Origin of the sequence: Nocardia sp. FDAARGOS_372, from assembly GCF_002554515.1 — a bacterium.
Classification (GTDB): domain Bacteria; phylum Actinomycetota; class Actinomycetes; order Mycobacteriales; family Mycobacteriaceae; genus Nocardia; species Nocardia farcinica.
The window spans coordinates 364,087-386,363 of the sequence record NZ_PDDW01000001.1; the positions used below are offsets into that span (position 1 = coordinate 364,087).

A 22,277-nucleotide genomic window follows, 5' to 3' on the forward strand; every position below is an offset into this window, starting at 1 on the left:
GGGCACCGAACGAACGGGCACGGAAGAAGCGGGCACGGACGATGCCCCGGAGACGACCGTCCGTCGCGGACGGACGCGGAGGACTTGACGGTTTCATGATCGAGATGACACTGCGGGAGATCGCGGACGTCGTCGGCGGCACGCTGCACGACGCTCCCGACCCGGAGGTGCGAGTGACCGGTACGGCCGAATTCGATTCGCGCCGCATCGGTTCGGGGGATCTGTTCCTCGCCCTGCCCGGTGAACGGGCCGACGGGCACGACTACGCCGCCGCGGCGGTGGCCGCCGGTGCGGCCGCGGTGCTGGCGGCGCGACCGGTGGGCGTGCCCGCGGTGGTGGTCGAACCACGGCGGGGCAGTGTGCCGGCCACGTCGATGGCGCTGGCGCACGACGCCGACGGCTCCGGCGCCGCGGTGCTCGCCGCGCTGGCCGCGCTGGCCCGCGCCAGCGTCGAAAGGCTCAGCGCCGCCGGTGGTCTCACCGTCGTCGGGGTGACCGGCTCGTCCGGCAAGACCTCCACCAAGGATCTGCTCGCCGCCGTGCTCGCGCCGCTCGGCCCGGTCGTCGCGCCGCCCGGCTCGTTCAACAACGAGCTCGGCCACCCCTGGACGGCGTTGCGCGCCACCGCCGACACCCGCTTCCTGGTGCTGGAGATGTCCGCCCGCGGTGTCGGGCACATCGCCGCGCTGGCCGAGGTCGCGCCACCGCGCATCGGCGTGGTGCTCAACGTCGGCACCGCCCACCTCGGCGAGTTCGGCAGCCGCGAGGCCATTGCCCGCGCCAAGGGCGAACTGGTCGAAGCGCTGCCCGCCGACGGGCTCGCGATCCTCAACGCCGACGACCCGAACGTGGCGGCCATGGCCGCGCGCACGGCCGCGCGGGTGGTCCGCGTCGGTCTGTCCGGCGACGCCGACTACCGCGCGAGCGAGGTCCGCCTCGACGAGCAGGCACGTGCCACCTTCACCCTGCACACCCCCGCGGGCAGCACCGAGATCCGGCTCGGCGTGCACGGCGAACACCAGGTCGGCAATGCGCTCGCCGCCGCCGCGGTGGCGAGCGAATGCGGCGCCGATCTCGCCACCGTCGCCGCGGCGTTGTCCGGCGCCCGCGCGGTGTCCGAACGCCGGATGGACGTGCGGACCACCGCCGACGGCGTCACCGTGGTCAACGACTCCTACAACGCCAACCCCGACTCGGTGCGGGCCGCGCTCAAGGCGCTGGTCACCATGTCCCGGGCGGGCGAGCGGCCGCGGCGCAGCTGGGCGGTGCTCGGCGAGATGGCCGAGCTGGGCGAGGAGTCGGTGCTCGAACACGACGGGATCGGCAGGCTCGCGGTGCGTCTGGACGTCGACCGGCTGGTCGTCGTCGGCACCGGCCGCCCCTCCCGGGCGATGCACCAGGGCGCGGTCATGGAAGGCTCGTGGGGCGAGGAGTCGGTGCTGGTGCCCGACATCGACGCCGCCGTCGCGTTGCTCGACCGGGAGGTCGAGCCGGGTGACGTGGTGTTGGTGAAGGCATCGAAGTCGGTGGGCCTGTGGGAGGTCGCCGAGCATCTGACCCGCCGGGCGGGCAGCGACACGGAGGCGGCGCAGTGAGACAGATCCTATTCGCGGCGGCGATCGCGCTGACGGTGTCGATCCTGTTGACCCCGGCGCTGATCAAGTTCTTCGCCAAACAGGGCTTCGGGCAGGAGATCCGGGTCGACGGGCCGGCCAGCCACCAGTCCAAGCGCGGCACGCCGACCATGGGCGGCGTGGCCATCCTCATCGGCATGTGGGCCGGTTACCTGGGCTCGCACCTGATCGGCATCGCCTACGACGCCGAGGGGCCCTCGGCGTCGGCGCTGCTGGTGCTCGGTCTGGCGACCGCGTTGGGCGCGGTCGGCTTCATCGACGACTTCATCAAGATCCGCAAGGGCCGCAACCTCGGCCTGACCGCCGCGGGCAAGTATCTCGGGCAGCTGACCGCCGCCATCGTCTTCGGCGTGCTGGCGCTGCAGTTCCGCGGCGAGAACGGGCTCACCCCGGCCAGCAGGCACCTGTCCTACGTCCGCGACATCACCACGGTCTCGATGGGGGTGATCGTCTTCCTGGCCTTCGTCAGCCTGGTGGTGGTCGCCTGGTCGAACGCGGTGAACCTCACCGACGGGCTGGACGGCCTGGCCGCCGGCTCGATGAGCCTGGTGCTGGGCGGCTACGTCATCATCACCTTCTGGCAGTACTACCACGCGTGCGCCACCAAGCCGGAGACCGGCTGCTACAACGTGCGTGATCCGCTGGACCTGGCGCTGGTGTGCGCGGCGGGCACCGCGGCCTGCATCGGCTTCCTGTGGTGGAACGCGGCGCCGGCGAAGATCTTCATGGGCGACACCGGGTCGCTGGCGCTGGGCGGCCTGCTGGCCGGGTTGTCCATCACCACCCGCACCGAGCTGCTGATGGTGGTGATCGGCGCGCTGTTCGTCGCCGAGGCCGCCTCGGTGGTGTTGCAGGTGGCGGTGTTCCGCACCACGCGCAACCGGTTGTTCAAGATGGCGCCGTTCCATCATCACTTCGAACTCAGCAAATGGGCGGAGACGACCGTCATCATCCGGTTCTGGTTGTTGGCCGCGATGGCCTCGGCCTTCGGTCTCGGCCTGTTCTACAGCGAATATCTCTCCGCGGTCGGGTGATCAGGATGGTCGAACATTCTCCGCGGGCCCTGCGATCACCGGGGCCCATGCTCGAATTCCTGCGCGGGCGTGACGTGCTCGTCGCCGGCTGGGGCATCTCCGGGCGCTCGCTGGTGGAGCCGTTGCGCGACATCGGCGCGCATCCCGTCGTCACCGACAGCGGCGCGAAGGCGCTGGCCGAGGCCGCCGAACTCGGCCTGGAGGTGGCCACCTCGGTCGAGCTCGAGAGCGCCGACCTGAGCCGGTTCGCGCTGGTCATCACCAGCCCGGGCTGGCGGCCGGACTCGCCGGTGCTGGTCTCGGCGGTCACCGAGGGCATCCCGGTCTGGGGCGATGTCGAGTTCGCCTGGTGGGTGGACCAGGCCCGCATCTACGGGCCGGTGCGCAAGTGGCTGGTCGTCACCGGCACCAACGGCAAGACCACCACCACTCAGATGACGCACGCCATCCTGCGCGCGGCGGGGATCGCGAGCGTCGCCTGCGGCAACATCGGGCTGCCGATCCTGGACGCGCTGCGCCGCAACCCCGGTCCGCAGGTGCTGGCGGTGGAACTGTCGAGCTTCCAGCTGCACTGGGCTCCCTCGGTGCGCCCGGAGGCGGGCGTGGTGCTCAACGTCGCCGAGGACCATCTGGACTGGCACGGCGGGCTGGACGCCTACGCCGCGGCCAAGGCCAGGGCGCTGGTCGGACGGATCGGCGTGGTCGGCCTGGACGATCCGGTGGCCGCGGCGTTGGCCCGGCGCTCCAAGGCCCGGCGCACGGTCGGCTTCCGGGTCGGCGTGCCCGCCGACGGCGAGCTGGGCGTGGTGGACGGCAAACTGCTCGATCGCGCGTTCACCAAGGCCGCGATCCTGGCCGAGGTGGGCGACATCAGCCCGCCCGGGCCCGCCGGTGTCGCCGACGCGCTGGCCGCCGCCGCGCTGACCAGGGCCATCGACGTCGCGCCGCAGTTCGTCAAGGAGGGCCTGCAGGAGCACAAGGTGGGCCCGCACCGGGCGGCGTTCGTGCGGGAGGTGGCCGGTGTCGAGTTCATCGACGACTCCAAGGCCACCAACCCGCACGCGGCCCGCTCCTCGATCCTGGCCCACCCGCACGTGGTCTGGATCGCGGGCGGCCGGCTCAAGGGCGCGGCCGTGGAGGACCTGGTGGAGGAGGTCGCCGACCGGCTGGTCGCCGCCGTGCTGATCGGCGTCGACGCGCCGGTGATCGCGGCCGCGTTGGCGCGACACGCGCCCGAGGTCCCCGTGGTCGAGGTGCGCGCGGGTGACGATGCAGTGATGGCCGACGACCCGCTCCGCCCCGACGAGGCCGACGCCGTGATGGCGGCGGCCGTGCGCACGGCCGCCGGGTACGCCCGCGCGGGCGACACCGTGCTGCTCGCGCCCGCGGCCGCCTCGCTGGACATGTTCGCCGATTACACCCACCGTGGACGCAGCTTCGCCGACGCGGTGCACGCGCTGGAAGACGGTGACATCGGGCGGCAGCCGTGACCGCGCCCGCCCGGCGGGCGCTGCGCCGCGGCAAGTCCGACACCGGCAAGCAGGCGCGCGCGGCCCGGCCGGCGGGCGCCCGTGCTCCCGCGGTGACCCGGTTCCTCACCTGGATGGCGCGTCCGCTGGCCTCGTTCCACCTGATCGTCACCATCGCCACGTTGCTGACGGTGCTCGGTCTGGTGATGGTGCTCTCGGCCTCCAGCGTGGAGGCCTACGCCGAGGGCGGCTCGGCCTATTCGCTGTTCGTGCAGCAGACCATGTTCGCCGCGATCGGCTGCGTGCTGTTCTATCTGGCGCTGCGCATCCCGATCCGGCGGCTGCGGCAGTGGTCGTTCCCGCTGTTCGCGCTGTCGGTGCTCGCGCTGTTCCTGGTGCTGATCCCGGGGATCGGCACCGAGGTGCAGGGTTCGCGGCGCTGGATCGATCTCGGCCCGGTCTCGGTGCAGCCCTCGGAGATCGTGAAGGTGACGCTGGTGGTGTGGGGCGCGCACCTGCTGGCCTCCCGGCGCAGCGAACAGGCGCCGCTCAAGGACATCCTGGTGCCGCTGGTGCCCGCGGGCATGCTGGTCTGCCTGCTCGTAGTGCTCGAGCCCAACCTGTCGACCACGATCGCCCTCGGCATCGTGCTCGCCGCGCTGCTGTGGTTCGGTGGGCTGCCGGTGCGGTTGTTCGTCACCATCGCCATCTCCGGCATCGTCGCCGCGGCCGTGCTGGCCCTGTCGGCGGGGTACCGCTCCGACCGCATGCGCGCCTTCTTCAATCCCGGCGAGGATCCGCAGGGCATCGGCTACCAGGCCCGCCAGGCGCTGTACTCGCTGGCCGACGGCGGGATCTGGGGTCGCGGGCTCGGCCAGAGCCGCGCCAAATGGAGCTACCTGCCCAACTCGCACAACGACTTCATCTTCGCCATCATCGGCGAGGAACTCGGGTTCCTCGGCTGTGCGCTGGTGCTCGGCCTGTTCGCGCTGTTCGTCTACACCGGCCTGCGCATCGCGGCCCGCTCGGTGGACCCGTTCCTGCGGCTGCTGGTCGCCACGGCCACCACCTGGATCACCGCGCAGGCACTGATCAACGTCGGATACGTCGTCGGCCTGCTGCCGGTGACCGGCCTGCAGCTGCCGCTGGTCTCGGCGGGCGGCTCGTCGCTGGCGATCACGCTGTTCATGTTCGGCATCATCGCCAACGCCGCCCGGCACGAACCCGAGGCGGTGGCGGCCTTGCAGGCCGGGCAGGACGGGCGGTTCAGCCGGTTGCTGCGCCTGCCCAAGCCCGAGCCGTATTCGCCGGCCAAGGCCGAGGCCGCGCGCGCCCGCTCGGCCGCCCGGCGTGGTGAGCGTGGTCGCGGCGAGGGTGCGCGGCCCCGCCCGGGCGAGCGCTCCCGCCAGCCCGCGCCGCGGCGGCGCCGCGCGGGGGAGAGCCGCGGCACCAGCTCGGCGCGCGCGACCAGAGCCTGGGAGCCGACCTATCCGATGCCACACGCGAGAGAACGGGGAAGATACAGGTGAGTGACGGGCGACGCGCACGACGGGCCCGGTGGAGGAGTACGAGGTGACCACGAAGGATTCCGGTTCCGGGCTCTCGGTGATCGTCGCGGGCGGTGGCACGGCAGGACACATCGAACCGGCACTCGCGGTCGCCGACGCGCTGCGGCGGCTCGACCCCGCCATCCGGGTGACGGCGCTGGGCACCGAACGGGGGCTGGAGACCCGGCTCGTGCCCGAGCGCGGCTATCCGCTCGAGCTGATCCCGCCGGTGCCGTTGCCGCGCAAGCCGACCGTCGACCTGCTGCGGCTGCCCGCCCGGGTGCGCGCCTCGGTGCGGCGCACCCGCGCGGTGATCGACGCCGTGCAGGCCGACGTGATCATCGGTTTCGGCGGCTATGTCGCGCTGCCGGCCTACCTGGCGGCGGGCCGCGGTGTGCTGCGCCGTCGCCGCGCGGTGCCGGTGATCGTGCACGAGGCCAACGCGAAGGCGGGCATCGCCAACAAGATCGGCGCCAGGGTGGCGCGCGCGGTGCTGGCCGCGGTGCCGGATTCGGGGTTGCCCGGTGCCGAGGTGGTGGGCATCCCGGTGCGCGAATCCATCACCGCGCTGGACCGGACCGCGCTGCGCGAGGAGGCCCGTGCGCACTTCGGGCTCCCCGATGCGGGCCCGGTGCTGCTGGTGTTCGGCGGCTCGCAGGGCGCGCGCAGCCTGAACGAGGCGATCGCGGGAGCCGCGCCGCAGCTGGCGGCGGCGGGGATCTCGGTGCTGCACGCGCACGGCCCGAAGAACACCCTGGACGTGCCCGAAACCGGTGGTACGGCACGCTATGTCGCGGTGCCGTACCTGTCGCGGATGGATCTGGCCTACGCCGCCGCCGACGCGGTGGTGTGCCGCTCGGGAGCGATGACGGTGGCCGAGGTCTCGGCGGTCGGCCTGCCCGCGTTCTACGTGCCGCTGCCGCACGGCAACGGCGAGCAGGAGTTCAACGCCCGTCCGATCGTCGCGCAGGGCGGTGGCAGAATTGTCCCCGACTCGGAACTGACCCCGAAATACGTGATCGACGAGGTGATACCGCTGCTGCTGGACCGAACCCGGCTGACCGAGATGGGCCGTGCCGCCGCCGGTGCGGGACACCGCGACGCCGCCGACGAGGTGGCGCGCATCGCCGTGCGGGTGGCGCGATGAACGACATCGCCGCGGGCACCGAGCAGCGGTCGGCGCTGCCGCCGGAGCTGCGGCGCGTGCACATGGTCGGCATCGGCGGTGCCGGTATGTCCGGCATCGCGCGGATCCTGTTGTCGCGCGGCGGCGAGGTCTCCGGCTCCGACGCGAAGGAGAGCCGCGGCGTGCTGGCGCTGCGGGCCCGCGGCGCGCAGGTCCGCATCGGCCACGACGCGGGCGCGCTCGACCTGCTGCCCGGCGGTCCGACCGCGGTGGTCACCACCTACGCGGCGATCCCCAAGACGAATCCGGAACTGGTGGAGGCGCAGCGCCGCGACATCCCGGTGCTGCTGCGTCCGGCGGTGCTGGCCTCGCTGATGCGCGGGCACCGCACCCTGCTGGTGTCGGGCACGCACGGCAAGACCTCCACCACCTCGATGCTCATCGTGGCCTTGCAGCACTGCGGTTTCGACCCGTCCTTCGCGGTCGGCGGTGAGCTGAACGAGGCGGGCACCAACGCCCACCACGGCACCGGCGAGATCTTCGTGGCCGAGGCCGACGAGAGCGACGGCTCGCTGCTGCAGTACGACCCGGACGTCGCCGTGGTCACCAACATCGAGTCCGACCACCTGGACTTCTTCGGCTCCGACGCCGCCTACACCCAGGTGTTCGACGATTTCGCCGACCGGCTCGCCGCGGGCGGACTGCTGGTGGTGTGCCTGGACGATCCGGGTTCGCGAGCGCTGGCCGAACGGGTCGGCGCGCGGCTGGCCGAGCGCGGTGTGCGGGTACTCGGTTACGGCTCCGGCGAACTCGCCGACGCGCCGGTTCCGGTCGGGGTGCGCCTGCACAGCTGGGAGCCGCGCGACGTGGGTGGGGTCGCCCAGTTCCAGCTCGGCGACGAACCCGCCCCGCGCACGCTGCGGTTGTCGGTGCCGGGCAGGCACATGGCGCTCAACGCGCTGGCCGCGCTGCTGGCCGCCCGCGCCGCGGGCGCCGACCTGGACGAGATCATCCAGGGGCTGGAGGGCTTCGGCGGCGTGCATCGCCGGTTCCAGTTCGTCGGCCGGGAGAACGGCGTGCGGGTCTTCGACGACTACGCCCACCATCCCACCGAGGTGCGGGCGGTGCTCGGCGCCGCCGCCGCGCTGGTCGAGCAGGAGGCTCGCGACGGGGCCCGCTCCCGGCAGGGCCGGGTGATCGTGGTCTTCCAGCCGCACCTCTACAGCCGCACCGCCACCTTCGCCGCCGAATTCGGCGCCGCGCTGAGCCTGGCCGACGAGGTCGTGGTGCTCGACGTGTACGGCGCACGGGAGAAGGCGATGCCCGGGGTGAACGGCGCGCTGGTGGCCCAGGCGGTCACCGCGCCGGTGCACTACCAGCCCGACATGTCGCGGGTCGGCCGTCAGGTGGCCGGGCTCGCGCTGCCGGGCGACGTGGTCATCACCATGGGCGCGGGCGACGTCACGATGCTCGGCAGCCAGATCCTCGACGGCCTACGGGCGCGGCCCCAGCACGGGCGGTGAGCGTGCGCGCGGCGGGGGAACTGCTCGGCCCGGGCGGGCTGCGCCGGGTACGGCTGTGGGCCCTGCTCGCGGTGAGCCTGTTGACCGTGCTGCTCGCGGTGGCGTGGTTCAGCCCGGTGCTCTCGGTGCGCACGGTGGCCGTGGAAGGACTGCGCGCGGTGCCCGAGGACGAGGTCATGGCCCAGTTGCAGGTCCCCGAGGGCCGGTCTCTGCTGCGGGTCGACACCGACGCGATGGCCCGGCGGGTGGCCGCGCTTCCCAAGGTGGCCTCGGTGCGGATCAAGCGCGTGTATCCGCAGACGTTGCGGGTCACGGTGGTCGAGCGGGAGGCGGTGCTGTACTTCGACACCCCGCAGGGTTCGCATCTGCTCGACGGCGAGGCCGTCGAATTCGCGATCGAGCCGCCTCCGCCCGGCCTGCCCAAGCTCGTCGCCGACCACCCCGGCAGCGCCGATCCGCTGACCAGGGCAGCGGTCACCGTCGTGAACGCCGTGCCGCCCGCGTTGAAGATCCAGGTGGGCGAGGTTGTCGCGCGGTCGATTTCGGACATCTCCTTGAAACTGAAGGACGGCCGCACGGTAGTGTGGGGCGGAGCGGACGATGCCGAACGCAAGGCGGCGGTGGTGTTGCCGCTGTTGACGCGAGAGGGCACGGTGTTCGACGTTTCGAGTCCGAATCTGGTCACGGTGAAGTGATCGACACCTCGTGCGCCCGGCCGGTTTTCGGGGGTGGTGTGCCACCGGTCCGGTTGCTGCGGCCGGATCGTCCCGCGGTGAGCAACCGTCCAACCCTACGGGGTGCCCCGCCCGCGGTGAGTGGGATCGTGCAAGATTCTGTTCCTCGTTTCGGCGCGCCTGCGCCGGGATCGCGGCGGCGGCGAATAGCGTTCCGCAGCAGTCGGATACTTGACATAACGCTAACCCTATGGTTGAGGTTCAGGGTTTTCCGAAATGACAGGCTTGGATCGAAGGAAGGCGAGAGCCCATGACGCCCCCGCACAACTACCTTGCAGTGATCAAGGTCGTCGGTATCGGCGGCGGCGGCGTGAATGCCGTCAACCGGATGATCGAACAGGGACTCAAGGGAGTCGAGTTCATCGCGGTCAACACCGACGCGCAGGCGCTGCTGATGAGCGATGCCGACGTCAAGCTCGACGTCGGCCGTGAGCTCACCCGCGGTCTCGGCGCCGGCGCCGATCCCGAGGTCGGCCGCAAGGCGGCCGAGGACCACAAGGACGAGATCGAAGAGGTGCTCAAGGGCGCCGACATGGTCTTCGTCACCGCGGGTGAGGGCGGCGGCACGGGCACCGGCGGTGCGCCGGTGGTCGCCAGCATCGCGCGCAAGCTCGGCGCGCTGACCATCGGCGTGGTCACCCGGCCGTTCTCGTTCGAGGGCAAGCGCCGCGGCAACCAGGCCGAGGTCGGCATCAACATGCTGCGCGAGTCCTGCGACACGCTCATCGTCATCCCCAACGACCGCCTGCTCCAGCTCGGCGACGCCGCGGTGAGCCTGATGGACGCCTTCCGTTCCGCCGACGAGGTGCTGCTCAACGGTGTGCAGGGCATCACCGACCTGATCACCACCCCCGGCCTGATCAACGTCGACTTCGCCGACGTCAAGAGCGTGATGTCGGGCGCGGGCAGCGCCCTGATGGGCATCGGCTCGGCGCGCGGGGAGGGGCGTTCGGTCAAGGCCGCCGAGGCGGCGATCAACTCGCCGCTGCTCGAGGCGTCGATGGACGGCGCGCACGGCGTGCTGCTGTCGATCGCGGGCGGTTCGGATCTGGGCCTGTTCGAGATCAACGAGGCGGCCTCGCTGGTGCAGGAGGCCGCGCACATCGAGGCGAACATCATCTTCGGCACCGTCATCGACGATTCGCTCGGTGACGAGGTGCGGGTGACCGTCATCGCGGCCGGCTTCGACGGGGGCGGTCCGGCCCGGCGCACCTTCGACACGCCGTCGCACACCCGGGGTGGCACCATCGGCGCGGGCCGCGCGGGGGAGATCAGCAACCGCGGCAGCGAGCTGCCCCCGTCGCGGGCCACCGAGAGCGCGTCGTCGGCGAGCGCCTCGACCGGCTCCACCCGGGGCGCGGTGCCGAACTACCGCGACAGCGAGCGGGCCCGCCTGGCCGAGCCGACCGTCGCGCACAACAGCCGCTCCCATATCCAGGACCCCGATCCCGACGACGACGTCGACGTGCCCGATTTCATGCGTCGCTGACGCCGCGGCCGCGGTGCGGGCACCGGCGCCGGTGGCGTGCCCGCGGCCGAATCATGCGACCGACCAGCATGATTCATCGGGTGCCGCGGCAGCGCGCCGCCGCACTCGCGCGGTGCTATTACGCTCGGACGCATGACAGTTGCCTCCACGCTCACCGTCCGCCGGGTCACCACCACGCGGGCGGGCGGCTTCTCGGCGCCGCCCTACGACTCGTTCAATCTCGGCGACCACGTGGGCGACGATCCGGCCGCCGTCCGGCGCAACCGCGTCCGGCTGGCCGAGGGGATCGGCCTGGCCCCCGAGCGACTGGTGTGGATGGAGCAGATCCACGGCCGCAACGTCGAGGTGGTCGACGGTCCGCGCGACGAGCCGGTGCCCGCCACCGACGCGCTGGTGACCACCGTGCCCGATCTGGCGCTGGTGGTGCTGAGCGCCGACTGTGTGCCGATCCTGCTCTCCGACGACGAGGCAGGCGTCATCGCGGCCGTGCACGCGGGCCGCATCGGCGCCCGCATCGGCATCGTCCCGCGGGTGCTCGAGGTGATGATCGCCCAGGGCGCCCGGCCCGAGCGGATCGGCGCCTTCCTCGGCCCGGCCGCCTCCGGCCGCCACTACGAGGTGCCCGCCGCCATGCGCGACGACGTCGAGGCCCATCTGCCCGGCAGCGCCACCACCACCGTGCGCGGCACCCCCGGCCTCGACCTGCGCGCGGGCATCCGCAGGCAGCTCACCGAGGCGGGCGTCGGCGCGGTCGCGGTCGATCCGCGCTGCACCATCGAGGACAAGACGTTGTTCAGTCACCGGCGCGGCGCTCCCACGGGCAGGCTGGCCGGGGTCATCTGGATGGACACCCGCGCGGGCGTGTGAACCGCGGCGGCCGGGGTATCCACGACGTCGAGCCGGGAGGTTGGGGAAAGGTGCAGGGTGTGAGTGGAGCGGCGGGGACGCCGGTCGCCGACGCGGTCGCCGCGCGCGCCGCGGAGCTGTCGGCGAATCTGGACGCGCTGCTGGCGCGCATCGAGGCGGCCTGCCGTGCGAGCGGTCGCGCGCCGGACTCGGTCCGGATGCTGCCGGTGACGAAGTTCTTCCCGGCCCGTGATGTGGCGATCCTCCACGACCTCGGACTGCGCGAGTTCGGCGAGTCACGCGAGCAGGAGGCCTCGGCGAAGGTGGCCGAACTGAGCGGACTCGACGGTATCGCCTGGCACATGATCGGCCGGTTGCAGCGCAACAAGGCGAAGGTGGTCGCCCGGTGGGCGCACACCGTGCATTCGGTGGACAGCGAACGTCTGGCAACGGCTCTTGACAGGGGTGCGTGCGCCGCGCTGGCCGCGGGCGAGCGCGCCGAACCGGTGCGGGTGCTGGTGCAGGTGAGCCTGGACGCCGATCCGGCCCGGGGCGGCGTCGTGCCCGAGAAGCTGGACGAGCTGGCCGACCGGATCGCCGCCGCGGAAGGACTGCAGCTCGCGGGCCTGATGGCCATTCCGCCGCTGGACGCCGAGCCCGATAGCGCGTTCGCCCTTCTCGAGACCTTGCACACGCGGATCCTGGCGCGCCACCCCGGTGCGCGGGAGCTTTCCGCAGGAATGTCCGGGGATCTGGAATCCGCGATCGCACACGGTTCCACGTGTGTGCGTGTCGGTACCGCCTTGATGGGTGCGCGACCGATAACCTCGGGCTAGCAAAGAAACCTCATCAGTCACATATGACACATAAGATTGGGACGGACGAGGGGCTGAGCAAGACTTCAACACCCGGCCGCCACCGGGGCCGAAGGAAGGTCGACCAGATGAGCACGCTGCACAAGTTCAAGGCGTACTTCGGCATGGTTCCGCTCGAGGATTACGAAGACGACTACGTCGACGACCGCGCACCCCGCGCGAGCGAGCGCGGTGGCGCGCGCGGACCCCGTCCGTACTCCGAGCGCGCCGGCTACGGCGCCGATCGCTACGGCGAAGATCGTTACAGCGCCGACCGTTTCGGACCCGAGCGGTTCGGCGCCGAGCGCTTCGGCCCCGACCGGTTCGGTGCCGACCGGTTCGACGAGGACGCCGACTACCCGGAGCCCGCCTACAAGTCCTACAAGTCCGGCTACCCCGTCGCCCGCCGCGACGACTACCCGGAGGACGCCTACGGCGAGGACCGCTACGAGGCGCCGCGGCGCCCCACCCGCATCGATGCCGCGCCCTCCTCGGGCCGGTTCCGTGCCGGTGGTGGCGCGCCGATGTTGCGGGGAGCCACCAGGGGTGCGCTCGCCGTCGATCCCGAGGCCGAGGAGCGCAGGCTCGAGGAGCGGATGCGCCCCGAGCCGGTGGTGGCTCGCAGGCCGGGGATCTTCGAGGACGGAGGTCCGTTGTCCAAGATCACGACGTTGCGCCCGCGGGACTACAGCGAGGCCAGGATCATCGGCGAGCGGTTCCGCGAGGGCAACCCGGTGATCATGGACCTGGTCGAGCTGAGCAACGCCGACGCCAAGCGGCTGGTCGACTTCGCCGCGGGCCTGGCGTTCGCGCTGCGTGGCTCGTTCGACAAGGTGGCCACCAAGGTGTTCCTGCTCTCACCGGCCGATGTGGACGTCTCGGCCGAGGAGCGCCGCAGGATCGCCGAAACGGGCTTCTACAACCAGAAATAGTCCTGTGATCCGGGGGGAGTGGTGAGCGGGTCCGGTCTCCGGCGGTGTGGTCATTTTGCGCGACGCCGATTTTCGGGCAGAGTGGCATGGTGGCCTTGTTCGCGGTGCTGTACTTCGTACTGTTCATCTTCTGGCTGTTGCTGATCAGCCGGGTGATCGTCGAGTTCATCCGTAGCTTCGCCAGGGACTGGCGGCCGACCGGCGTCGTCGTCGTCGTCCTCGAGGTGATCTTCACGATCACCGACCCTCCGGTGAAACTCCTGAGGCGCTTGATACCACCGGTGTCTCTGGGAGGAATTCGCCTGGATCTGTCGATAATGGTCCTGCTATTCATCGTCTTCATCCTGATGTCGATCGTCAGCAGGCTCGGCCAACCGGTAGCTCCGGTGTGACAGAATGGGCCAAGATACCTTGCTAGATCTGCTAGATCTCCAAAAGACGCGTGAAGGGATCCTTCCATGCCGCTGACCCCAGCCGATGTGCACAACGTCGCGTTCAGCAAACCGCCGATCGGGAAGCGCGGCTACAACGAGGACGAGGTCGACGCCTTCCTCGACCTGGTCGAACAGGAGCTCTCGCGTCTGATCGAGGAGAACGCCGATCTGCGGCAGCGGGTCGCCGAGCTGGACGCCGAGCTGGCGGACGCCAAGAAGAACCGCCCGGCCGGTCCCGCGACGGTGAAGGCGCCGGTCCCGCAGCCCCAGCCGCAGCCGGAGCCCATCAAGCCGCCGGTGCCCGCCGCGCCGCCCGCGCCCGTCGCCGCCGCCCCGGCCAAGGACACCTCGGCCGACGCCAACCTGCAGGCCGCCAAGGTGCTGAGCTTGGCCCAGGAGATGGCCGACCGCCTCACCAGCGACGCCAAGTCCGAGGCCGAGAACCTGCTCTCCAACGCGCGAGCGAACTCCGAGCGACTCGTCACCGACGCCAGGACCCGCTCGGAGGCGATGATCGCCGACGCCCGCCAGAAGGCCGACGCGATGCTGTCGGACGCGCAGACCCGCTCGGACAACCAGCTGCGCCAGGCCAAGGAGAAGGCCGAGGCGCTGCAGGCCGACGCCGAGCGCAAGCACACCGAGATCATGGCGACCATCACCCAGCAGCGCAGCGTGCTGGAGAGCCGGATCGAGCAGCTCAAGACCTTCGAGCGCGAGTACCGCGTGCGGCTGAAGTCCTACCTGGAGTCCCAGCTCGAGGAGCTGGAGAACCGCGGCTCGGCGGTTCCGGTGGACGGCGGCGACGCCTTCGCCGACAGCGACACCGGCACCAACCTGGCCCCCGCCTCCTTCGCCAAGGGCGGCAAGTAGCGCCCTCGGCACGGGGGTGGCGGTCGGCGCAGGCACGCGCCTGGGATACCTGAGGGGTCCGCATGCTCGTCGTGACGCTCGTCCTCGCCGCGATCGGCTTCGCACTGCTGGTGACCGCGCTGACCACCGGGTCGGTGATCTGGGCATGGGGCTGCATCGTGGTCTGCGTCATCGGGGCGGTGCTGCTGCTGGTGAGCGCGCTGCGAAGACCCGAAAGCGAGTCGCCACCGCCGCCGGGGCGGCACGCCAGACGCTAGGCGGACCGGCGCGATATCGAGTTGACCGCGCTGGCTAGAATCGAGGGAGACGGCGACGATCCGGCCATCACCGGGGAGCCTTCGGAAGAACGGCGCCACCGCCCGCGGCGGCGCTCAGTAGAACCGAACGGGTGAGCCCGTCACAGCTCGCAACGAGAGGTCCGGTGCGTCCGACGCCGGACAAACGGGGTGGTACCGCGGTTTCGGCGCACCGGGCGCCGAGGTCGTCCCCGTGCCCACACAGACACGCGCCCTGCGGCGCGGTGGCACGAGGAGACGCATCCGCGATGGCGGACGACAGCAACAGCGCATACCCCCGCGTCGACTACGGCGCGGGTACCGGGGCGGCGTTCCCCGATCTGGAGCGCCGCGTGCTCGAGGCATGGGCGGCCGACGACACCTTCCGTGCCAGCATCGAGAACCGTTCCGGCGCAGCGGAGTTCGTCTTCTACGACGGCCCGCCGTTCGCCAACGGGCTGCCGCATTACGGGCATTTGCTCACCGGATACGTCAAGGATGTGATCCCGCGTTTCCAGACGATGCGCGGCAAGCGCGTCGACCGGCGTTTCGGCTGGGATTGTCACGGCCTGCCCGCGGAAATCGAAGCGGAAAAGCAGCTCGGTATCACGGACAAATCACAGATCGACGCGATGGGGCTGGCCGAATTCAACGCCGCCTGTAAGTCGTCGGTGCTGCGCTACACCGGGGAATGGCGCGACTACGTCACCCGGCAGGCCCGCTGGGTCGATTTCGACAACGATTACAAGACGCTCGATCTCGACTTCATGGAGTCGGTGATGTGGGCGTTCAAGTCGCTCTACGACAAGGGCCTGATCTACCAGGGTTTCCGGGTGCTGCCCTACAGCTGGTACGAGCAGACGCCGCTGTCGAACCAGGAGACCCGCCTCGACGACGCGTACAAGATGCGCCAGGACCCCGCCGTCACGGTGGACATGGTGCTGAGCGTGCCCGGCGAGCATCCGCTGCGCGAGCTGGACGGCGCGAACGCGCTGATCTGGACCACCACGCCGTGGACGCTGCCGTCCAACCTGGCGATCGCGGTGCACCCCGACGTGCGCTACGTGCACCTGTGCGCCGCCGACGGCAAGCGGTATGTGCTGGCGGCCGAACGGGTTTCGCACTACAGCCGGGAGTTCGGCGAGGACGCCACCGTGCTCGCCGAGTTCGAGGGCGCGGCGCTGGTCGGGTTGTCCTACCGCCCGCCGTTCGACTTCTTCCTCGGCCATCCGAACGCGCACCGGGTGCTCGCCGCCGACTACGTCACCACCGACTCCGGCACCGGCGTCGTGCACATGGCCCCCGCCTTCGGTGAGGAGGACATGGAGGTCTGCTCGGCCAACGACATCGAGCTGGTGCAGCCGCTGGACCCGGGTGGCCGGTTCACCTCGATGGTGCCGCCGTACGAGGGCCTGATGGTCTTCGACGCCAACCCGGTGATCATCAAGGATCTCAAGGCCGCCGGAAAGCTGTTGCGGCACGAGACCATCGAGCACTCCTACCCGCACAGCTGGCGCTCGGGCCAGCCGCTGATCTACATGGCGGTGCCCTCCTGGTTCGTCGCGGTCACCAAGTTCCGCGACCGGATGGTGGAGCTGAACAAGCAGATCACCTGGGTGCCCGAGCACATCCGCGACGGCCAGTTCGGCAAGTGGCTCGAAGGCGCGCGCGACTGGAACATCAGCCGTAACCGCTACTGGGGCAGCCCGATCCCGGTCTGGGTCTCCGACGATCCGGCCTACCCGCGGGTGGACGTGTACGGCTCGCTGGACGAGCTCGAGCGCGATTTCGGCGTGCGCCCGACCGACCTGCACCGTCCGGCCATCGATCAGCTGACCCGGCCGAACCCGGACGATCCGACCGGACGGTCGATGATGCGCCGGGTGCCGGAGGTGCTGGACTGCTGGTTCGAATCGGGTTCGATGCCCTACGCCCAGGTGCATTACCCGTTCGAGAACAAGGAGTGGTTCGACTCCCATTTCCCGGGCGATTTCATCGTCGAATACAACGGGCAGACCCGCGGCTGGTTCTACACCCTGCACGTGCTCGCCACCGCGTTGTTCGACAGCCCCGCGTTCAAAACCGTTGCCGCGCACGGCATCGTGCTCGGTGACGACGGGCTGAAGATGAGCAAGTCCAAGGGCAACTACCCGGACGTCAACGAGGTGTTCGACCGCGACGGCTCCGATGCCATGCGGTGGTTCCTGATGAGTTCGCCGATCCTGCGCGGTGGAAATCTCATCGTCACCGAACGCGGAATCCGGGAAGGCGTCAGCCACGCGCTGCGGCCGTTGTGGAACGCGTGGACCTTCCTGCAGCTGTACGCCTCGAAGCCGGGCGAATGGCGCACGGATTCCACGCACGTGCTCGACCGCTACATCCTGGCGAAGCTGGCGCAAACGCGCGACGGGATGACCGAGGCGCTCGAGGTCTACGACATCGCCGGGGCGTGTGAGGAATTGCGCACGTTCGCCGACGCGCTGACCAACTGGTATGTGCGGCGCTCGCGCAGCCGGTTCTGGAGCGAGGACCGCGACGCGGTGGACACCCTGCACACCGTCCTCGAGGTCGCGACCCGGCTGGCCGCACCGTTGCTGCCGTTGATCAGCGAGGTGATCTGGCGCGGGTTGACCGGTGGGCGCTCGGTGCACCTGGCCGACTGGCCCGCCGCCGCCGACCTGCCCGCCGACCCGGAGCTGGTGTCGACCATGGACGAGGTGCGCACGGTGTGCTCGACGGTGCTGAGCCTGCGCAAGGCGAAGAACCTGCGGGTGCGGCTGCCGCTGGCCGAGGTCACCATCGCCGCCCCCGATGCCGAGCGGCTGGCGCCCTACGCCGACATCGTCGCCGACGAGGTGAACGTCAAGAAGGTCGATCTGACCACCGACGTGGCCGTACACGGCCGGTTCGAGCTGGCCGTCAACGCGCGGGCGGCGGGCCCGCGCCTGGGCAAGGACGTGCAGCGGGTCATCAAGGCGGTCAAGGCCGGTGACTGGACCGAGAGCGCCGACGGCGTGGTCAGCGCCGCCGGGATCACGCTGCTGCCCGAGGAGTACACCCAGCGCCTGGTCGCGGCCGAGCCGGAGTCCACCGCGGCCCTGCCCGGCAATGCGGGACTGGTCGTGCTGGACTCGGTGGTCACCGAGGAACTGGAGGCCGAGGGCTGGGCCCGCGACCTCGTCCGGGAACTCCAGGAGACCCGGAAGTCGCTGGGGCTGGACGTCTCCGACCGCATCCACGTGGTGCTCGAGGTTCCCGAGGACCGGCGGTCGTGGGCGCAGACCCACCGCGACCTGATCGCGGGGGAGATCCTGGCGACCAGCCTGGAATTCGGCACGGCGGGCGAGCCGGCCGCCGAACTCGCCGGTGGCGTGCGGGCTTCGGTGACGAAGGCGTAGGGCAGGCCCGACCCCGCGACGGTGCCTCCGCGCAGCCCGGATGCACCGCCGCGGGTTCCGGCGCCGCGCGGGCCTGCCCGGACAAGTCCCGGAGCGACCCGCTTTTGTGATGTAAATCACATGCTGGATATTTGCTGATCCACTGTCGGCGCCGCGTGGACTTCGGCACAATCCCCAGTGTTGCACCTGGTGCCCATGCGGCTGCTGGTGCTTGTGTGATCGCTCGACGAGTTCTACCTGATGTGCCCCGCCACGGCCGCCGACTCTCCGGCCGCCCGGGGCGAACTGTGGTCCGCGGCGTCGTCCCGTAGGCGTGCCGGTGTCGCGGATCGACGGGTCGACAGGAGGCTGCGTGCGGATGACCCGACGGATCGAGTATCGAAAACCTCTGCGGCGCATCGCGTTCGGATTCGTGATCGCGACGGTGGCCAGCGTGTTGCTCGCCGGCGCGGGCTGGGCCGACACCGGCAGCGCATCGGGCAGCGCCGGCAGTTCCGGATCGGGCTCCGGTTCGGGATCGGGGTCCGGCTCCGGGTCGGGCAGCTCCAGCGGATCGGCCGCCCTGCCGGTGCCCAGCATCGCGGGACTCGGCGCGCTGGCGGCGGCGACCACCCAGGTGGGCAAACCCTACGAATGGGGCGGCGTCGGCCCGCACACCTGGGACTGCTCCGGACTCGTGCAGTGGGCGTTCCGGCAGGTGGGCGTGCACTTGCCGCGCACGACCTGGCAGCAGGCCGAGGTCGGCGCGGCGGTGCCGCTGCACGCGCTCTCGCCCGGCGACGTGGTGATCCTGCACGCGGACGCCTCGCACGTGGGCATCTACGCCGGATTCGGCCAGGTGCTCAACGCCTACGGCGTGGGCGTGCCGGTGGGACTGACCCCGCTGAACCAGTTCGTCATCCACACCATCCGGCGTTTCTAGCCCAGCTCGGCAGCCAGGTTGCGCAGCAGCGGGCCGTACTCCGGATGCGCCAGGGCCGAGGCGAACTGGGCGACCAGGTAGTCGGCGGGGTTGCCGGTGTCGTACCAGCGGCCGCGGATGACCTGGCCGAAGACCGGGTTGTCGGCGGCGTGCACGTTGATCGCGTCGGTGAGGTAGACCTCGCCGGTGCGGTGCTCGTACCAGGCGGCGGTCTGGCGCCGCAGCTCCTCGATGATGCCCGGCGTCACCACGTAGCCACCGATGGCGGCATAGCTGGACGGCGCGTCCTCGGGCTTGGGCTTCTCCCGCAGCCCGGTGATGCGCAGCAGGCCCTCGCCGTGGTCGTCGGCGACCACCGGCACGCCGTAGCGCTGCGACTCGGCCGGGTCCATCGGCATGAGCGCCAGCACGGGCGCGCCGGTGCGCTCGTAGGCCTCGATGAGCTGCTGGGCGCGCGGGGTCTCGGCGACGAACACGTCGTCGGGCCACAGCACCAGCATGGGCTCGTCGCCCATCGTGCGGGCGGCGTTGAGCACCGGGGTGCCGTTGCCGTAGGGACCGTGCTGGTCGAGGTAGGTGATGTGGCCGAGCCGGGACAGCTCGCCCACCTCCTCCACCGCGTCGGCGAAAGCGGTCTTGCCGTCGGCCCGCAGCTGGGCGACCAGCGCGGGATTGGGGCGGAAGTGGTCCTGGATCAAGGACTTCCCCCCGCTGACGACGATGGTGATGTCGGTGATGCCGGAGGCGACCAGCTCGCGCACGGTGTGCTCGATCACCGGCTTGTCGCCGACCGGCAGCATCTCCTTCGGGATGGCCTTGGTCAGCGGGAGCAGCCGGGAGCCGATGCCTGCGGCGGGGATGACGGCCTTGCGGATCTTCATGCCTCCGATCATCACATATCGCCCACCGCGGACCACCCGCTCCCGGCCGCGCCGAGCACGGTGGATGTGACGGCTATCGGCCCTGGTCAATGCCGGTCTTCGTGGTCGCGGCGCAGGCCTGGCCCGCGGGTTCATCCCCAGCGGACCGGCAGCAAGTTCACAGCCACCACGGTGGCTCGGCCGGGTTGTCGGTGGACAGGCGTAGATTCCGGTCCGTGAGGAACGAGCGGGCGGGTGACACCGAGCGGGCGGGTGCCGCCGGTGTGGCACACGGCCCGGTGCGCGGGCATGTCCGCTGACGCCGTCGTGGCGGCGGAACTCCCCGACGCCGAGCACACCGCGCGCCGGTGGGTGCTGCACATCGACATGGATGCCTTCTTCGCCTCGGTCGAACAGCTGACCCGGCCCACCCTGCGCGGTCGCCCGGTGCTGGTCGGCGGTACCGGCGCGCGCGGGGTGGTGGCGGGCGCGAGCTACGAGGCCAGGGTGTACGGCGCGCGCTCGGCGATGCCGATGCACCAGGCCAAGCGGCTGGTCGGGGTGAGCGCGGTGGTGGTGCCGCCGCGCGGGGCCGTGTACGCGGAGATGAGCGGGCGGGTCTTCGAGGCGCTGCGCAGCCGCATCCCGGTGCTGGAGACGCTGTCGTTCGACGAGGCGTTCGGTGAACCGGCCGAACTCGCGGGCGCGAGCGTGGCGCGGGTGCACGAATTCTGCGCGGAGCTGCGGGCGCTGGTGCGCGAGCGCACCGGGCTCGTCGCCTCGGTCGGGGCGGGCACCGGCAAACAACTCGCCAAGATCGCCTCCGGCCTGGCCAAACCCGACGGCATCCGGGTGGTCTCCCCGGCCGAGCAGCAGCGGCTGCTCGCCGCGCTGCCGGTGCGCAAGCTGTGGGGAATCGGGCCGGTGGCCGAGGGCAGGCTGCGCTCACTGGGGATCGAGACCGTCGGCGCGTTCGCCGCCCTGCCCGAGTCCGAGGCCGTGTCGCTGCTGGGCGGCAGCATCGGCGCGGCGTTGCACCGGCTGGCCCGCGGCATCGACGACCGGCCGGTCACCGAGCGCGCCGAGGCCAAGCAGATCAGCGCCGAGAACACCTACGAGACCGACATCGTCACCATGCCCGCGCTGCGCCAGGCCATCGACGCGATGGCCGCGGCGGCGCACCGGCGCCTCGGCAAGGACGGCCGGGCGGCGCGCACGGTGGTGCTCAAGCTCAAGCGCTCGGACATGAGCATCGTCACCCGCTCCTCGAACCTGCCGTACGCCACCACCGATCTGGCCGCGCTCACCGCCGCCGCCCAGCGTTCGGCCATCGACCCGGTGGAGCTGGGGCCGATCCGGCTGGTCGGCGTCGGGTACGCGGGGCTGTCGGCGGTGCGGCAGGAGTCGCTGTTCCCGGAACTGGACCGGGCCCCCGTCGACGAGGACGCCGCCGTCGAGCCCCCGGAACCGGCCGCGCCCGAACCCGTCGCCCAGCCGGCCGCGGCGCGGATCTGGTACCCGGGAATGGATGTGGCACACCCGGAGTACGGCCACGGCTGGGTGCAGGGTGCCGGGCACGGGGTGGTGACCGTGCGGTTCGAGACGAGTTCGACAGGACCCGGTCCGGCGCGTACGTTCAGCGCCGACGACATCAGTCTGTCCCGGGCGGATCCGCTCGGCAGTCTGGCCTGACCGGTAGCCTGGGTCACCGGGCAGTGCTGCCGGTTCGATGTGCTGGGCTGCCTCGGTAACGACACGGACCTACTCGAACGCAAAGGACGAGCAGTTGAAGCTTCGTACGACTGGACGCATCGCGATCGCCGGCCTCGCCGTCGTCGCCTCCCTGGGTCTCACCGCGTGTGGCGGTGACGACAGCGGCAACGACGCGAAGCCGACCAAGACGACGACCAGCGCGGCGGCCACCACCACCGCGGCGAACACGCCCGCGGTGCCGACGGCGGCGGAGCTGAACACCCAGCTGCAGCGCGCGCTGGACCCGGCGGTGCCGAACTCCGAGAAGCTCGAGATGGTGCAGGGCATCGAGGCCGATCCCGAGCTGCCCTCGCGCCTGGCCCAGGCCTACAAGGACACCGGCGCCACCGTCGAGGTCACCGATGTGACCGCCTTCGGCGACACCCTCAACGCCAAGGCCAAGATCGTGCTCAACGGCCAGGAGAACATCGCCGACGTGCCGTTCGTCGCCGAGGACGGCAAGTGGAAGGTCCAGAAGGCCTGGGCCTGCACCATGCTGACCAACCTCGGCCAGCAGTCGGTCGCCTGCGCCTGACCCGTCACGCGCGGCCCGGCGACCGGCCGGGCCGCGCGCCGCG

19 protein-coding genes are annotated in these 22,277 nt (G+C 71.1%); 18 read left to right on the top strand and 1 reads right to left on the bottom strand.

Translation table 11 applies throughout. The features are described from left to right. Nucleotides 1–95: 95 nt before the first annotated feature. The 16 genes from murF (at nucleotide 96) to CRM89_RS02025 (ending at nucleotide 19,087) form a co-directional block, all read left to right on the top strand. On the top strand, nucleotides 96–1,595 hold the full coding sequence (murF, locus tag CRM89_RS01950) for a UDP-N-acetylmuramoyl-tripeptide--D-alanyl-D-alanine ligase (protein ID WP_060592532.1): 1,500 nt from the start codon (nucleotides 96–98) through the stop codon (nucleotides 1,593–1,595). After that, a complete protein-coding gene (gene mraY, locus CRM89_RS01955; RefSeq protein WP_011208294.1) occupies nucleotides 1,592–2,668 on the top strand; it encodes a phospho-N-acetylmuramoyl-pentapeptide-transferase in 1,077 nt (358 codons plus the stop codon). Before murF ends, mraY begins: the two co-directional genes overlap by 4 nt. A 47-nt stretch (nucleotides 2,669–2,715) precedes the next feature. After that, on the top strand, nucleotides 2,716–4,158 hold the full coding sequence (murD, locus tag CRM89_RS01960) for a UDP-N-acetylmuramoyl-L-alanine--D-glutamate ligase (RefSeq protein WP_041560008.1): 1,443 nt from the start codon (nucleotides 2,716–2,718) through the stop codon (nucleotides 4,156–4,158). 113 nt (nucleotides 4,159–4,271) lie between these two features. Then, on the top strand, nucleotides 4,272–5,666 hold the full coding sequence (gene ftsW / locus CRM89_RS01965) for a putative lipid II flippase FtsW (RefSeq protein WP_050768252.1): 1,395 nt from the start codon (nucleotides 4,272–4,274) through the stop codon (nucleotides 5,664–5,666). A gap of 28 nt (nucleotides 5,667–5,694) precedes the next feature. Then, complete coding sequence (gene murG / locus CRM89_RS01970) at nucleotides 5,695–6,831, top strand: undecaprenyldiphospho-muramoylpentapeptide beta-N-acetylglucosaminyltransferase (RefSeq protein ID WP_172964427.1); 1,137 nt, start codon at nucleotides 5,695–5,697, stop codon at nucleotides 6,829–6,831. Then, nucleotides 6,828–8,333, top strand: coding sequence for a UDP-N-acetylmuramate--L-alanine ligase (murC, locus tag CRM89_RS01975; RefSeq protein WP_060592530.1), 1,506 nt, complete (start codon nucleotides 6,828–6,830; stop codon nucleotides 8,331–8,333). The genes murG and murC overlap by 4 nt, the downstream gene beginning before the upstream one ends. After that, nucleotides 8,330–9,028 (top strand): cell division protein FtsQ/DivIB, encoded by a 699-nt coding sequence (locus CRM89_RS01980; protein ID WP_086842468.1) that lies wholly within the window; start codon nucleotides 8,330–8,332, stop codon nucleotides 9,026–9,028. Before murC ends, CRM89_RS01980 begins: the two co-directional genes overlap by 4 nt. A 289-nt stretch (nucleotides 9,029–9,317) precedes the next feature. Further along, nucleotides 9,318–10,556 carry a cell division protein FtsZ gene (ftsZ, locus tag CRM89_RS01985; RefSeq protein WP_011208300.1) on the top strand — a complete coding sequence of 413 codons (1,239 nt, stop codon included), beginning with the start codon at nucleotides 9,318–9,320 and terminating at the stop codon, nucleotides 10,554–10,556. Nucleotides 10,557–10,688: 132 nt separating this feature from the next. Then, entirely contained in the window at nucleotides 10,689–11,423 is a 735-nt protein-coding gene (gene pgeF, locus CRM89_RS01990) for a peptidoglycan editing factor PgeF (RefSeq protein ID WP_060592526.1), read from the top strand. 59 nt (nucleotides 11,424–11,482) lie between these two features. Next, nucleotides 11,483–12,238, top strand: coding sequence for a YggS family pyridoxal phosphate-dependent enzyme (locus tag CRM89_RS01995; protein WP_098083091.1), 756 nt, complete (start codon nucleotides 11,483–11,485; stop codon nucleotides 12,236–12,238). A gap of 107 nt (nucleotides 12,239–12,345) precedes the next feature. Continuing rightward, nucleotides 12,346–13,188: a cell division protein SepF gene (locus CRM89_RS02000; RefSeq protein ID WP_041560009.1), complete on the top strand. Its 843-nt coding sequence runs from the start codon at nucleotides 12,346–12,348 to the stop codon at nucleotides 13,186–13,188. Between the two features lie 89 nt (nucleotides 13,189–13,277). After that, a complete protein-coding gene (locus CRM89_RS02005; protein ID WP_041560822.1) occupies nucleotides 13,278–13,580 on the top strand; it encodes a YggT family protein in 303 nt (100 codons plus the stop codon). A gap of 66 nt (nucleotides 13,581–13,646) precedes the next feature. Continuing rightward, nucleotides 13,647–14,492 (top strand): DivIVA domain-containing protein, encoded by an 846-nt coding sequence (locus tag CRM89_RS02010; protein ID WP_098083092.1) that lies wholly within the window; start codon nucleotides 13,647–13,649, stop codon nucleotides 14,490–14,492. Between the two features lie 62 nt (nucleotides 14,493–14,554). Next, complete coding sequence (locus CRM89_RS02015; protein ID WP_011208306.1) at nucleotides 14,555–14,749, top strand: hypothetical protein; 195 nt, start codon at nucleotides 14,555–14,557, stop codon at nucleotides 14,747–14,749. Between the two features lie 287 nt (nucleotides 14,750–15,036). After that, a complete protein-coding gene (ileS, locus tag CRM89_RS02020; RefSeq protein WP_098083093.1) occupies nucleotides 15,037–18,165 on the top strand; it encodes an isoleucine--tRNA ligase in 3,129 nt (1,042 codons plus the stop codon). Between the two features lie 358 nt (nucleotides 18,166–18,523). Beyond that, nucleotides 18,524–19,087: an NlpC/P60 family protein gene (locus tag CRM89_RS02025; protein ID WP_041560010.1), complete on the top strand. Its 564-nt coding sequence runs from the start codon at nucleotides 18,524–18,526 to the stop codon at nucleotides 19,085–19,087. On the opposite strand, the gene CRM89_RS02030 is transcribed toward CRM89_RS02025, so the two are convergent. Next, nucleotides 19,084–19,968 carry a UTP--glucose-1-phosphate uridylyltransferase gene (locus CRM89_RS02030; RefSeq protein WP_076574018.1) on the bottom strand — a complete coding sequence of 295 codons (885 nt, stop codon included), beginning with the start codon at nucleotides 19,966–19,968 and terminating at the stop codon, nucleotides 19,084–19,086. The genes CRM89_RS02025 and CRM89_RS02030 overlap by 4 nt on opposite strands. A 288-nt stretch (nucleotides 19,969–20,256) precedes the next feature. Here CRM89_RS02030 and CRM89_RS02035 point away from each other — a divergent pair, with 288 nt between their 5' ends. Then, nucleotides 20,257–21,639, top strand: a complete 1,383-nt coding sequence (locus CRM89_RS02035) for a DNA polymerase IV (protein ID WP_172964428.1) — start codon at nucleotides 20,257–20,259, stop codon at nucleotides 21,637–21,639. A gap of 37 nt (nucleotides 21,640–21,676) precedes the next feature. Then, a complete protein-coding gene (locus CRM89_RS02040; protein ID WP_011208311.1) occupies nucleotides 21,677–22,234 on the top strand; it encodes a hypothetical protein in 558 nt (185 codons plus the stop codon). Nucleotides 22,235–22,277: the final 43 nt, after the last annotated feature.